Genomic DNA, 13,872 nt, shown 5'->3' with positions numbered 1-13,872 from the left:
CTGTCCCTTACGACGCAGAATTGACCCCATCGTGAACACCCCGCGCCAACCACAAAATCCTATTGCCCAGCTTTCCGAGCTACGCCCGGAAAGCTTTCAGCCGCACCCGGTTCACGGCGCTGAGTCAGATTGGTCAAACACCAACTGTTATCTGGACGTTTGGGTTGAGGTGCTCAATTCACTAGGCCTCGATCCCATCCCAGCCTTAGCCTCAGCCTTCAGCGCCGAATTCGTCGGCGATCAGTGGGAATTCCTGAAAGTGCGCTCCGAGGATCTGGAGTTGCTCTACGGGATCCGTTTTGGCGAATACGACACCTGGAAACCGCTGCGAGAGCATCTAGTCACTCAACTACAAGCCGGGAACCTGGCAATTGTTGAGGTCGACGCCTACTACCTACCGGACACCGCGGGAGTCTCCTACCATCAGCAACACAGTAAGACCTCGATCACGCCGATCAAGCTAGATCTCAGGGCAGCTGAGCTGATTTATTTCCATAATGGCGGCTTGTACCAACTGGCGAATGAGGACTTTGAGCACACCATCGGCGCTGCCGCCGAGACCGGCTTCGTACCACGCCCCTACCTGGATCTGATCCGACTCGACGGCCTGCGCCAACTTCAGGCTGCGGATTTCCAGCGGGCGGCGCGAACCGTGCTCAGGGCTCATTTAGCCCGGCGCGAACGCTCAACCCAGTCCGATCCGATGGGCTTGCTGGTCGAGTATGTGCAAAGCCAACAAGAGACCGTTGCCGAACTGGGCCTTGAACATTTTCACCAGTTCAGCTTCGCCACCACCCGCCAGGCTGGCCTGACCGCAATGTTCGCTGCCGAACTCGCCCGCTGGTTCGCGCGGACCGAAAAGTCCGCCGCCGGACAACAATTATTGGCGGAAGCGGCTAACGCTTTCAGCGAGTGCAGCGGATCGGCGAAAAAGCTGCAATTCCAACTAGCCAGGGTCGCCGCCGGACGGCACCCCGATTTACAGGCGAGTGGCTCAACCATGCAACGAAGCTGGCAGCACGGTATGCGGCTCGTCCAGCAATGGGATGCGCTCGATGCCTGAACCGTCAGATGACCTCCTCTCAGCGGCGCACTGGACCCTGATTCGCACCCCGATTGATCTGGTCAGCAGTCCCCAAGAGCTGGCTGCCGCCGATAGCAGCCTGCTCACCAGGCTGCCTTGCCGGGTGCCCGGCACAGCCGCTGCGGCCTGGCGAGATGCCTTCGGTCTAGCAGCAGCGCTAGATTTGGATACCGATGCCTGGGATTGGTGGTTCCTCGGGCGTTTTTCAGGGCCAAACGAAAGCCTGCCGCTAAGCTTCGAGTCTGCGGGCATCGCTAGTTACGCCACGGTGTGGCTTGACGATCAGGCAGTTGCCAGCAGCAGCGGCGCTTTCGACGAGCTATCGGCCAGCCTGGAACTGTCACCCGGCCAGCATGAGATCGCCATCCACTGCCGCTCACTTTCCTCGGTGCCGGTCCCGAGCAAACCGCGGGGCCGTTGGCGGAGCGCTCTGGTATCAAACAACACCTTGCGATGGCACCGGACTCAGCTACTCGGTCACATTCGCTGGCACGGCACTGCTAAAACCGTTGGCCCTTGGGCGCCACTGCGTCTGCGGCCCAGCCCGACGTTCCAGGTGCGCAAGGTGCTTAGCACTTTGCTGGGCGACAGCAACCAAGCCGAGCAAGCCGACGGCGAGGTCAGCGTCGGGCTCGTGACCCGGCAAGCCACTAGCCTGACCGCTTCAGTCCGGGACTCCGCCGGGCAGGAAGTTGCAAGCCAGCTGTTCGATGCGCCGGCCAGCGCAGGCCTGGTGTTTAAACTCTCGGTGCCAAATCCACAGCGCTGGTTCCCGCACACCCACGGGACGCCCGAAATCTATAGACTCTCGATTTCCGATGGCGAAACCACCGAAAACTTTGACCTCGGCTTCCGGAGCGTACAGCTCAATGGGGCCGACGGTGCTTTCGAGTTGAGCGTCAACGGCAGGGCGGTGTTCTGCCGCGGCGCAGTCTGGCAACCTCTCGACCCCTTGAGTCTGAACGGCAGCGCTAGCGATTACCGAGCGGCAATCGCGTCAATGGCGAGTGCCGGGATCAATATGCTCCGAATTAGCGGCACCGGGAGCTACGAGCAACCAGCTTTTTATCAAGAATGTGACCGACAAGGAGTGATGGTCTGGCACGATTTGATGCTGGCCACCTTCGACCCGCCCGAGGACGCTGCCTGGCTGCAACATTTCGAGGCCGAGAGTCGGCGCTGGTTGCAGCGCCTCGCCGGGCATCCGGCACTGACGGTGCTAAGCGGTGGCAACGAAACTGAGCAACAGCCCACGCTCTGGGGGTTACCCGCCGAGGCGCGTGGCATGACGGTGATCGACCGGCTAATTCCCGAGCTAGTCGCGGAGGAACTGCCCGCCGCGGTGCATCTCTCGTCAAGCCCGAGCGGCGGCTCTAGTCCGGTCGAGATCAGGCAAGGAGTGAGTCACTATTTTGGTGTCGGCGCCTACAAATTGCCGCTCTCGGACGCACGTACTTCGAATGTCCGTTTTGCTGCCGAGTGTCTGGCTTTCGCTAACCCGCCCGAACCGTCTGCGGTGGAACACTGGTTCCCGGGGCTCACCGAGGCCGCCGAGTTACCGCGAGAATGGCAGCGCGGGATTGCCAGCGACCCCGGGGCGAAGTGGACCTTTGAAGACACCACGGCGCACTACGCCGAGCAATTCTTCGGCGCCGAGCCGATGGCATCCCCCGCCCGTCGAATGGACCTGCACCGCGCAGCCAGTCATCAGGCGATCTATCGCAGCCTGATCGAATGGCGTCGGCCAGCTTCGTCTTGCCGGGGCGCCATTGTGCTCTCGGCGCGGGACTTTACCCCCGGCGCAGGGTGGGGCATCACGGACAGCTCGGGCAGGCCGAAGGCAGCCTGGTATGCGGTCAAAGCCGCCAGCAGCAGCACCACGCTCACCATTGTCCCCGAACAACTCAATGGCCTTGATCTGCATCTATTCCACGATGGACCAACGACCCTTGAGGGCACTGTGGTACTCACCGTGAGTTCGGTCTCTGGAGTGGAGGTCGGACGAAGCGAATTCCCCTTCAGCTTGCCAGCCGCCAGCGCTCAACACTGGGCGGTCGACCCCCTGCTGGGCGGCTTCAGGGACTTGGATTATGTCTGGAAATTCGGCGAACGTGAATACGACTGTCTCACCGCAGTGCTGCTGGACACCAAGGGCCGAGAGCTGAGTCGTACCGTCCAGCTGCTGGGCGGAATCCAGCGCAGCCGCGAAGATGTGGGCCTGGAAGCGAAAGTAATCGATCAAGAGTGGCTTGAGGTGCGAACCAAAAAGCTGGCAACCTTTGTGGCGCTTGATTTAGCGGACCACCATCCCGAAGACAACTATTTCCATCTCGCCGCGGGTGATACCCGACGAATCCGTTGCCTAGCCATCAACCCTGAGAAATCAGCGCAGATCAACGGCACGGTGCGAGCACTCAATGATTTGGCAGCAAGCTGGCCGATACGATCAGCTGACAGCACCTCGAAAGGAAACTCTCGATGACAGAACTCGGCAACGCAACCTGGATCCCGAGCGGCGAGCGGTTCCTTTATAGCTGGGTGCATCAGCCCAGCAACGGCATGGTTAAGGGTGCTGTGCTGATCGCCCCGCCACTAGCGCGCGAGCAGGTGATTAGTTACCGGACGCTTCGAGTGCTCGCGATTCGACTCGCTGAACAGGGTTGGCTGGCTATTCGTTTCGGCTGGACCGGCACCGGGGAATCCGCCGAGATGCCAGCGGCGGCAGATATCACCGAGGTTTGGCAGCAAGACCTAGCTGCGGTCGCTGATTTCGCCGCTGGCCTGGTCGGTACCGATAACTTGCATGCCATCGGCCTACGCGCCGGTGCGGCTCTGCTGGCGGCCAGCAAGATCGACTTCAAGAGCCGGCTGTTGTGGGAGCCGATCGGTGGTAAAACCTTCTTGCGCCAGCACTCGATGCTGCGTCACGTCTCGCTTGAGGAAGCTCCGATTCCCGCTTCTCTGGGCACCGAGCTCGGCGGCACCATCTACCTGCCAGAGCAAGCGCTCGCGCTCTCCGCGGTGCCGAATCCGCGCAAGCTGGCAGCCTCAGAATTGCCCGCTGGCAGCCAGCTGGTGATCGAGGCCGACCAGGACGTGGCGAAGAGCATTTACGCTGTCGCCTCGGTGTTCGCCACCGTGCCACCCACCTCCATCCAGAACCTGATCGACCTACTTCCCGAAACCACCGCTTCGATGGCGCTACCAAACTGGGTTGCCCTGCAAACGGTACAGCTTTCGGTGCCGGGTTTTGCCGGTCAGATCATCGAGGAGATTCTTGAGATCGGTCCGCAGAAACTGCCGGCGGTGCTTTCTCGACCCGCAGACGACGCAGAAACCGCTGCTGGCTCAGCTATTTTGGTCGCTGCCTCGGCGGAACCAAAGGACGGTGTCACCTCGCTCTGGGTACTGGCGGCGCGTCGTCTCGCCGCGCAGGGCTTAGCCACGATCAGGGCGGAACGCCGGGGCTCGGGTGATCTGGGGAACCCGGAAGCTCTGCGTGACCCCAACCCTTATACTCACCAAGCCGTAGAAGACATCGAAAACGTCGCGCACTATCTCGCCGCCAGGTTCGAAGGGCCGGTCACCGGCATCGGGCTGTGCGCTGGCGCCTGGCTGGTGGGGATGGCAAGCCAGAAATCACCGCTGGATAAAGTGGTAATGCTCAATAATGTCGCCTGGCGTGATCGGGTCGACTACTACGAGCGGATCTACTCCGAGAACAACGTCGAAGAGATGCTGGCCGACGAGCGCAGATCGGCCGCCGGGCAAGAAACAAAGACCCTAAAATCACGAATCAAATCTATGCTGCGCAGGTTCGGGCCTTACCGGCTGTGGCTCTGGCTGGGCAAGAAGACCTTGACCAATGCACCAGAAGTGTTGATGGACGCTTCGTCTCGAAATGCCGAGTTGCTGATGTATTTCGGTGACGCCGACTACGGGATTTTCTCGATGGAACGTGGTCAGCAGGGGTTGAAACGCTTACGGAAAGCCGATCGAAAGATCAGCATGCGGGTAGATGCCCCGCTTGACCATGCGCTGTTAGGCCATGAATCGCGACTTAAAGCCATTGAGATCATCGAGGAAGTGCTGCTCACCGAACCCGCCCAGCTGAAGGCACTACGCTAAGAATTAGGCGGCTAAAAGCTGCTGGTAGAGCTTCCGGTATTTCTGCGCAGTCACCCGCTCATCAAAACGCTGCTCGGCGCGACCACGAGCCTGTGCCCGAGCCGCCCGATAGCGGGCGGGGTCAAGCTGAATGAGCTTGAGCATTGCTTCCGCCAGCTCCTCCGGCTGACGAGGAGCCACTAAGTAATCGTTACCGATGGCCAGTTCGGCACAGTCACCAACATCGGTGGTGACAACTGGAAGACCTGAACTTAACGCTTCAATCCCCGCCATTGGCAATGCTTCTCCGTGCGAGCTGGAAATAACCAATCCTCTCGACGTATCGAATAACGGTTTCACCGACTGCACCGAGCCGTGCAGGGTTACTGCATCATCGACTCCCGCTGAGTTGATTAGTTCTGTGATGGCCGGATTATCAGCATCGACGTTCAACCCTGCACAGTGCAAAGCAGCCGCGGGGAATGACTCACGGACAATTCTCAACGCTTGAAAAAGATTCGAATGATCCTTCATTTCGTGCCAGCGCGCTAAATGCACGAAGTTCTGGCTCGATACCCCGTTCTCAACGGACCAGCCGTCCAGCTGAGTGCCATTGAGGATGATGCTCGACTGTGATCGATAGTTGTTCCGCTGCGCATAACGTTGCGCAGAGGCTGAACACGCCACCACAGCGTTGAACCGCCCGCTCAATCGGGCAACGACCTTCCCGACTAGTCCTGAAATAGCGCGGCTCTCATGGGCGCCGCTAGTGTGTACGGTTGAGACTCGCGGAATCTTCAGCGGGCTGAGCAAGCTAATCAGATCCGATTGCATAAGGTGCGAATGGACCAATTCAATGTGGTGTCTTTTCACTAAGCGATTCATAGCGCGGACAGCTCGGGCGGGGAAAACATCGCGTTGCTTCATCCCGACATAACTCACCGAAGTAGCAACTTCCTCAAGCCTGGTTGACAGCGAACCACGGCCCATCAGCACCAGAAGATGAATCTGATCCCGCTCATCTGCCTCCCGTCCCAAGGCCTCGATGAGGGTTTGCGCTCCTCCGGTCTGAGCGTCATTCACCAGATGCAGAATTCGCACGTTAATCTTTCTCTCGACTCCCCTCACAGACTTGTCCGCCGTCTCGAAACTGAGGCTTCGAATCTCGGCGGACAAGTATCTGCGAATGGACTTGCGCTGCAAAGCGCCCAAGCAGAGGCCCCCAATTGACCCTGCTCTCAGTTATAAGTGGGGCAGCCGCCCGAAACGTGACGCAAAAAGTGTAAAGATTTTTACAAATTTCATATTCGCGTAAATGATTTCTGTTTAGGCCGCCAGGAGGGCGCCGCGGCTGATCTCGGGGGCTGCACAAGCTGAATGAATTACTGTTCGACTCTAGGTTTCTAAGTGCTGAGGCGCACATTTGCGGCGTTTGCACCAACTACTTCTTGGGTGCCGTGTCGGTGAACTAGCTGCTGCTGTTCGCTCAGCACCGAACTGGCATTGATGCCAAGGGCTATTGCCAGCCAAAGCGGTGCATAGGTCAGTTCGGTGACAGTGAAAGATGCTACCAAGGTGGCCGCAACCGCCGGCAACAGCATAGCTGCGGTGTTTGCGCCGCGGCTCCCAATCGGGAGAGCCCGGCCGGCCTTGAAGGTCCAGATCAATGTCGCTACCGCAAGCACCAGGAATAACGCAGTGCCGACGATGCCAGTGCCGAACAGCAATTCAACGTAGCTATTGTGCAGGAAAGCAACCACGAAATCACCAGGCGGGGTGGTGAAAGCCTCTGCGATGTATTGCTGGATGGAGCCGATGCCGTAGCCGCTGAGCGGACGTTCGGCGAACAATCTCAAGCCGAGCTGCCAGGCCGTCAACCGGGAGTCAACGTTATCCCCGGCGATGAATTCCTTTTGCTGCAGCGCAGTGCTGATTTGCTCAGAGAAGAACGGCGCTATGCAAAGCGCAAGGATCCCCAGCACCAGGGCGGCCGCGAGCATCTTGAGCCGTTCTCGCCGGTACAGCAGGAAGTAGAGCACCAGTCCCACCCCGATAGCTAGCCAAGTACCTCGAGACAGCGAGCCAACTGCCACCACCAAGCAGAGCAAGGTGGCCGCCAGGAAAACCAGGCGTTGCAGCCGACCCAGGGTACGTTCCCTAGCCAGACCGAGGGACAGGAAAAAAGCAGCCGCCACCAAAACCCCGAAGTCATTGACGTCTCCGCCCACCGGGGTCAGCGCCACCGAGTTCCCCGCCAAGAAAAAGGCGATCACCAAGGCACAGCCGGCCGCGATTGACAGACTGTAAGACTTGGCCAAATTCAGCATGCCAGCGCGCCCTGGAGTGAGCTGATACAACGCAATGAGGGAAAAAGCCCAACCAATAATGGAAATCGAATAGCCGCGCGAGAAGATACTATTGCCAGCGGCTTCACCGGCTATTAGGCTCCAGATTCCAAATGCCAGAAACACCAAGTGCGCCCAGTGCAGGCGCGGGATTCGGGTTCGGAAGAACATTGCGAGCGCCACCCCGGCGACCAGCAGCGCGGCAGACGGTTTGAGCGGTGCAATCGGCCAGTTCGGAAAGGTCCACACCAACCCAATTACCGCCAGGTAGATCGGCATCAGCGCGGCGGGATAATTCACTACCAAAAAAGTGCCGAGCACGCCCAGTACCGCCAGCCCGGCGAGCGGTGCCAGCAGCGCGGCCGCACCAGCCAAGGCGAGCCCCACCAGAGTCAGCAGCACGGTGCTGCGGAGGGGCAACAGCGGCTCGAACGCCGCCTCGTCCCGCGGCCTTCTCATCTGGCCATATCCTGCTGGTAACCATTGAGCGCGTCAAGCTTGGCCTGCCGCCACTGCAGCAGCCGGATGCCGCCCGGCAATCGGGCAATTTTAGCTTTCGCGCTCAACCTGCCCTGAAAGGAAACCAGCGCACTGGCTTCAAACAAGTCTCGCTTTGCCGCATCGAACTCACCGTTTCGCAAGCCATCTTCAAATCGAGAAATCAATCGCAAGGGGGAGCCCGAAGCCAGTCTGCGCTCAGCTAATTCGCGTTCCGCCTCGCTCATGTTTTCGCCCTGGCTTGCCAGTAATTTACGGATCACCACGTCCTCGGCCTGATAGACCTGATCGGTTCCGCTGGACACCGAAGCCGAGGTCCAACGGTAGATCGCTTGCGGCTCCGGCTGCCGAACAATAGTCCAGCCAGCGAAAATCGCGCGCAACCACAGGTCCCAGTCCTCGCAGGAGCGTAACTGCTCATCGAAGGCGCCAAGCTGCTGCACGAGGGCCCGTGGAAAGAGCATAAAAATACTGCCGAAGTTATATTGGATCCCCACCAAGCGCTGCTGCTCGGCCCTTGGATGGTTGTCCCGCAATAGCGGCCGGTCCGCCGCAATGCCGTTCGGGGTGAGCACGAAGGCGTTGCTAGCCACCATGGTTGCGGCCGAATCGGCTTCTTGCAGCATCGACACCGCGCGTTCCAGATAACCTGGCAGCAGCACATCATCAGCGTCGCAGATGGCCAATAACTCACCGCTCGAGATCTCGATGGCCCGGTTCCTGGCCGTTGACTGACCGGCGTTCTGTTGCCCTTGGTAAAGCACCGTCCGGCGCAGGAGTTCTCCCGAGGCAGCACGCTGGTCCAAATCCTGTTCCAGGTAGCCAGCAACTAGCTGAGCGGTGGAATCAGTTGAGCCGTCATCCACGACGACAATCTCAATATCACCTTGATACTCCTGGGTTAACGCACCACTGAGGGTGGCACCGAGAGTAGCCGCCGAATTGTAGGCGGCTATGATCACGCTAACGCTGGGCAGCACGAGCTTGCCTCCGCTTCATAACGCCTGAGGAATCCAGCAAACGATCATAAAGCGTTTCCCATTCGGCGAGAGAGCGATCCAGGGTCATCTCCGCTACTGCCTGACGACCGGCATCGGCCCGCTGCTGTGCCTGCTCTGGATTCTGCAGCGCAATGATCAGGGCGTCTCGGAACGCCTGCTGGTCCCCGGCCGGTACCGTCCAGCCACCCTGGCCGTGATTGACTAACTCTGGGATACCACCGACCTCGGTGGCCACCACCGGAACCCGGTGCGAAAACGCCTCCAACACCACATTGGGCAGCCCCTCGCTGGTCGATGGCACCACCAGAACGGCAGCCTGAGCTAGATACTCCTGAGGGTTAACCTGATCTAGCAGTTGTACGCTTTCTGTGAGCACCGGCTGGCCGGCAATCTGAGCCGCTAGCGAAGCTTTCAACTCCAGCTCATCGGCACTCACCGCCGCTCCGGCCATCACCAATTCAGCCTCCGGGACTGCCGCCTTGATCTCGGGCCAGATATCGAGCATCAGTTGATGCCCCTTACGAAAATCCACCCTGCCCAGTAGTTGCACTCGCCCAGGCTTAGGGGCCCGATCCGGCCAGGCTGGCACCTCGACACCAAGGTAAACGGTATCGGTGCGGGCGGCGCTGGCTCCCCGGCGAATGGCAGCCTCAGTGACTGCACGAGCACAGCCCACCACTAAATCCGCGCAACGGTAAGAGAGCCAGTCAGCAAACTTGAGGATCTTGCCCTTCCATTCATCAAGACCCACTTCGGCCATCACAGTTCGGGCAGCCAGCGGGCCGGGTAGCGATCGGCTTACCAATGGCGCCCAAAGGTTAGGCGTTGGCGCCCAGCTATGCACGATATCGGGGCGACGTTTTTTCAGTTCCGCGCGTAATTGACGGATAAAAGCAAAGTCGATCAGGCCTTTTTTATTCAGAACAACGGTGGGTACTAGTGCGGCGAACTCCGCCGCCAGCGGCCCATCTCGCACCAGAATAACCTCGTGCCGATATTCGGCGTCCTGGCGTGCCACCGCGGTCCGAATCAAGGCGAGCAGCTGCCTCTCGGCACCACCTTGATTAGCACCACTGAGGTGAGTGACTACTCGCGTCACTTTTTGACAGCCCAGTTTTTACGCTGCGAAAACGCCCAGATAGCTGCAGCAAAGACGAGTAAACCGACCACACCGCCAGCCGCGATCAGCAGCACCTTCGGTAAGCCTTGATTCTTCGTTGGCTCTTCGGCTCCGGTTACCACGGTCAGCTTGGCCTGCGCTGGCACCAGCGAATCAACTACCTTCGGCATTTCCGGCATTGACTTCTCATAGGCCCGCGCCACATCGTAAGCCTCTTGAGCAGTGGTGGCACTTACCTGAACATTGAAGATCAAGGGCGAGTTGGGGATCAATCGCTGTTGAACCTGCGCGTTGATCTGATGTCCCACAATTGACTCGACCGTATCGCTGGTGACCGGATCAGCCACCACGGCAGCGATCACCGGGGTCAGCAAGGCGAGCTGCCCCGGCTCGGTGCGTGGTTGCACCCCGGCGGTGGCTGGATTAGCGGTCGAGCTGGCACTAGGGCTCTGCACAATGGCGTAGGTGGTGGAGGCGGTGTAGCTATCCTTCTGCATGCTGCCCGCGACCGCCCCAACGGTCAACCCCAGCAATAACCCAATGATCAAAAGCACGGCTTTGCCCCAATGCCGGGCGAAAAATCCTCTACGAGACTTCAGCTCAGCCCTACTACGACCGACAACCGGCTCTTGCTGAGCGGGCTCGGCTTGTTCTTCCATTGACATTCCTGTCATGCCTTCCATTGTGGTCCCTGACCGCTGAGCAGATGTCGCGACACCCGCCAAAATCCATTTTCTCAGCTGACCGGGCAGTCGGGTCAGCACTGAACCGGCTATCTCTACATCACTTTCCCGCAACGGCTTGATGAACGGGAAGGCGATAGCCAGCATGAGCAGTCCCGCAATCATTCCACCAGCAACCACCAGAAGCGGAGCGGCGCCCAGCAGCAGAAGTCCCAGCCCGGGTAGCGCTATCAGCACCAGCAAGAGCACTGCCCTGGCCACCTCAGCAGCACGCGGCAGCTGCAGACCGGCATAACGTCGCGAGGAAATCATCAGCGCACTCACTACCACCAGCTGCCCCACCGAATTAGCTACTGCGGCACCATAGATCTCAAAGGGTGGGATCAGCAGCAGATCGAGCAGTAGCGTTGCGACCGCGCCAATTGCTTGCGAACTCACCACCGCCCGCAAATGCCCCAAACCAAGCAAGGTGGCACTGACCATTGCCGACATCGGCCCGATCAGCACCGGCAACACTGCCGCGATCAGCAACACGCGCCCCGCGGGTTCGTAGGCTTGTCCCCAGATCAGCACTACCAAGGAGGCGCCGCAGGCCAGCAGGAATCCGGATGCTATTGAGCTGATCACCAGCATGATGCGTTGGGCTCCGGCATAGCCTCGACGCACTTTGTCCAGCAGACCCGCCGCGGCCAGCGCTGAGACGGTCGGTAAGATCACCGGGATCAGTGCTAGTGGAAGTCGCACCGCGACCTGGGTAGCGTTGAATGCGACGTTATAAAAAGCTAGGTGCTCGGGTACCTCGCTGTGGAAGTAAGCCAGGAAGGCCAGCTCGCTGCGTTGCATCACCACGGTGTCCAACAACACCGAGATGCCCCCACCGAAGGCAAAAACGAGTAGCGCTTTGCGAGCAGAACGACGATCCGCCCGATCCAACCGCGCCAGCCGAGCGGCGGGAACCAGCCCCAGCTCGGCGATAGCCCGGCGCAGCAGCCAGATCGTGATGACAGCTGAAAGTGTCGAGGTCACCGACAGTACAAGGACCACGGCGGTGATTCCACCGCCGAAGAACAGCCAGAGAATGGTGAGCGGCACGCCGATGAGCTGCCCACTGAGGCCAATCACACTGGCGGCACGATATTTCCGCATCCCCAACAAGGCCTGCGAGCTCACCGAGTGCACGGTGGTAGCTGCCGCGTAGACAGTCACCGCGAGCCAATCCACCCAGCGTCCTGGCTCGTAGATGCGACCAACCGCAAAGGTGACTCCGGCCGCAATCAGACCGGGGAGGAAACTCGAGCTCAGTGACCAATTCACCAGATAGCGCAGACGCTCCGGCGCTTTGGCACCGAGCGCCTCGGAAACCGAGCGTTGCAGGGCTACCGGCAAACCCAGGGCACACACCACTGAGGCGGTGGTAGCGACGAAAATCATGAAGCTTTGGACGCCTTGTTCGGCCGGACCGAGCAATCGTCCCACCGCAATTGAGAGCAGCAAGGTGAGGAATTGGGGCAGCACCGAAGCCAGTGCGTTCCACGCTATCCCCTTACCCACCGAAGAGACCGAAATCTCCTCCGTTGGGCGCGGGACAGTATCCTCTTGCGCCATAGTGTTACTCATCGATAGTTGAAATTCTCCCCAGTTTTCGCAATGCACCCGCTAGCAGCGGGCTCGGAAGCATGATGGCGTACTCATTGAGCACTTATTACCACGGCTTTCGAGCCCGCTCACCAGTGCGGATCGCCTGCCAACGAGATCACGATCGCGTGCATGGCCAAGCTGGCCTGATCAGGTCTGGCTGTTGAGCGGCCCCCCAAAAAAACTTCCCGCTCGTGGGTTAAGTGTCGGAGGCCGGTGAATCGTGACGAGGAAACAGAAAGATTCTTAGTTCCCCGCAGCTTTAGGGCTCGCTGCGGCACAGATCAGCTTGCCCGGGTTCCGATCGACTTTATTCGCTGGCGTCGCGCCATCAAAGGCAGCAGCCAGGTAGACATCGACCGTGTTATCGGTGCGATCGTCGTGCCGATACTCCAGGCCGGGCAGATTACGTTGCAGATTGAAGGCGGCGGCTTGGCCAGCCGAGCCGGAAACGATCACCCCGGGAGCACTGGTACTCACCTTGCCATCGGCGACTTTGAGCACCCGGTAGCCACGCTTTTTCAGTTCGCTGGCTAAGGTCGCAGCTAAGCCGGTACGCATCGTGCTGTTGAAGACATTGACCGAGACGGAAATATTCGCCGGGTATTCGAAACTGCCACTCGGGCAGAACTCGGTCTTAGCAGCCGTTGGAGTCGCAACCGGCAAGACAATAACCCCACGCCAGACCAGAATGGCCAGCACTGTGACCACGATCAATAAACCGGCCACCAGCGCAAGGCTGAGCCGATGCCAGCGACGGTGATTGCGGCGAATTGGCTCTAGTTCCGGATCCTCGTCGAAGGCCGCCCGCAAATCCTCCGCAGCCACCACCCGGTGACCGTGGTAGACGGTGCCTGTCTCGGCATCGAAATGCAGCTCACCATTGCGCTCAGCACGCTGCAGCCGGGAAAGCTCTGCCCGCCGCTGGCGTTCTGCTTTGCCCCGTTCGCGCCGCAGCTTCCGCGGCGAGAGCTGAGGTTTCGGCGGAATGATCGGTGCTGGTTCTCGATCAGTCATCCAAGACCAGCACGCGGGCGTGCAGGACTGTTCGTTGATGCAGCGCGGTCCGCACCGCTCGATGCAGTCCGTCTTCTAGGTAAAGGGTGCCTTTCCATTGCACAATGTGCGGAAACAAGTCACCGAAAAAAGTAGAGTCCTCAGCCAGTAGTGCTTCCAAGTCCAAGGTGCTCTTGGTGGTCACCAACTCGTCCAGACGCACTTGACGCGGCGCTACGCCGGCCCAGTCTTTGGGCGTCAGATAGCCATGGTCGGGGTACGGTTTGGCATCGCCTACTGCTTTGAAGATCACCTAACCAGCCTAAAGAATTTGTTCCAACAACTGAACTTATTCTTGACGCCGCAGCTTTGTTGTAGCCAAATGGTTACGTTCTCGCTCGCG

At 59.6% G+C, this 13,872-nt stretch carries 10 protein-coding genes; 3 read left to right on the top strand and 7 right to left on the bottom strand.

The annotated features are described in order from the left end of the window. Positions 1–31: 31 nt before the first annotated feature. The 3 genes from UM93_RS15690 to UM93_RS15680 are packed head-to-tail and all read left to right on the top strand — an operon-like array spanning position 32 to position 5,212. Positions 32–1,063, top strand: a complete 1,032-nt coding sequence (locus tag UM93_RS15690) for a DUF1839 family protein (protein ID WP_052663848.1) — start codon at positions 32–34, stop codon at positions 1,061–1,063. Beyond that, complete coding sequence (locus UM93_RS15685) at positions 1,056–3,566, top strand: glycoside hydrolase family 2 protein (RefSeq protein ID WP_157874180.1); 2,511 nt, start codon at positions 1,056–1,058, stop codon at positions 3,564–3,566. The genes UM93_RS15690 and UM93_RS15685 overlap by 8 nt, the downstream gene beginning before the upstream one ends. Next, complete coding sequence (locus tag UM93_RS15680) at positions 3,563–5,212, top strand: alpha/beta hydrolase family protein (protein WP_045076436.1); 1,650 nt, start codon at positions 3,563–3,565, stop codon at positions 5,210–5,212. The genes UM93_RS15685 and UM93_RS15680 overlap by 4 nt, the downstream gene beginning before the upstream one ends. A gap of 3 nt (positions 5,213–5,215) precedes the next feature. Here the strand turns inward: UM93_RS15680 and UM93_RS15675 are convergent, their stop codons facing one another. The 7 genes from UM93_RS15675 to UM93_RS15645 form a co-directional block, all read right to left on the bottom strand. Then, positions 5,216–6,292 carry a glycosyltransferase gene (locus UM93_RS15675; protein WP_045076435.1) on the bottom strand — a complete coding sequence of 359 codons (1,077 nt, stop codon included), beginning with the start codon at positions 6,290–6,292 and terminating at the stop codon, positions 5,216–5,218. A 302-nt stretch (positions 6,293–6,594) separates the two neighbouring features. Further along, positions 6,595–7,995, bottom strand: a complete 1,401-nt coding sequence (locus UM93_RS15670; protein WP_045076434.1) for an O-antigen ligase family protein — start codon at positions 7,993–7,995, stop codon at positions 6,595–6,597. Then, positions 7,992–9,014 (bottom strand): glycosyltransferase family 2 protein, encoded by a 1,023-nt coding sequence (locus UM93_RS15665; protein WP_045076433.1) that lies wholly within the window; start codon positions 9,012–9,014, stop codon positions 7,992–7,994. The genes UM93_RS15670 and UM93_RS15665 overlap by 4 nt, the downstream gene beginning before the upstream one ends. Continuing rightward, a complete protein-coding gene (locus UM93_RS15660; protein WP_045076432.1) occupies positions 8,998–10,134 on the bottom strand; it encodes a glycosyltransferase in 1,137 nt (378 codons plus the stop codon). Before UM93_RS15660 ends, UM93_RS15665 begins: the two co-directional genes overlap by 17 nt. Beyond that, complete coding sequence (locus UM93_RS15655; RefSeq protein ID WP_082057196.1) at positions 10,131–12,455, bottom strand: oligosaccharide flippase family protein; 2,325 nt, start codon at positions 12,453–12,455, stop codon at positions 10,131–10,133. The genes UM93_RS15660 and UM93_RS15655 overlap by 4 nt, the downstream gene beginning before the upstream one ends. A gap of 264 nt (positions 12,456–12,719) precedes the next feature. Then, on the bottom strand, positions 12,720–13,490 hold the full coding sequence (locus UM93_RS15650; RefSeq protein ID WP_052663846.1) for a LytR C-terminal domain-containing protein: 771 nt from the start codon (positions 13,488–13,490) through the stop codon (positions 12,720–12,722). Continuing rightward, positions 13,483–13,782, bottom strand: a complete 300-nt coding sequence (locus UM93_RS15645; protein WP_045076430.1) for a type II toxin-antitoxin system VapB family antitoxin — start codon at positions 13,780–13,782, stop codon at positions 13,483–13,485. Before UM93_RS15645 ends, UM93_RS15650 begins: the two co-directional genes overlap by 8 nt. Positions 13,783–13,872: the final 90 nt, after the last annotated feature.

Source organism: Psychromicrobium lacuslunae (assembly GCF_000950575.1).
In the GTDB taxonomy this organism is placed as follows: Bacteria; Actinomycetota; Actinomycetes; order Actinomycetales; family Micrococcaceae; genus Renibacterium; species Renibacterium lacuslunae.
Note: the sequence above shows the minus strand (reverse complement) of the source record. Positions and strands in the feature narration are given on the sequence as shown.

What these genes read in the sequence shown, in the direction of transcription:
- UM93_RS15650 (WP_052663846.1), bottom strand. Translation starts at nt 13,490, where the DNA reads ATGACTGATCGAGAACCAGCACCGATCATTCCGCCGAAACCTCAGCTC.
- UM93_RS15685 (WP_157874180.1), top strand. Translation starts at nt 1,056, where the DNA reads ATGCCTGAACCGTCAGATGACCTCCTCTCAGCGGCGCACTGGACCCTG.
- UM93_RS15655 (WP_082057196.1), bottom strand. Translation starts at nt 12,455, where the DNA reads ATGAGTAACACTATGGCGCAAGAGGATACTGTCCCGCGCCCAACGGAG.
- UM93_RS15670 (WP_045076434.1), bottom strand. Translation starts at nt 7,995, where the DNA reads ATGAGAAGGCCGCGGGACGAGGCGGCGTTCGAGCCGCTGTTGCCCCTC.
- UM93_RS15680 (WP_045076436.1), top strand. Translation starts at nt 3,563, where the DNA reads ATGACAGAACTCGGCAACGCAACCTGGATCCCGAGCGGCGAGCGGTTC.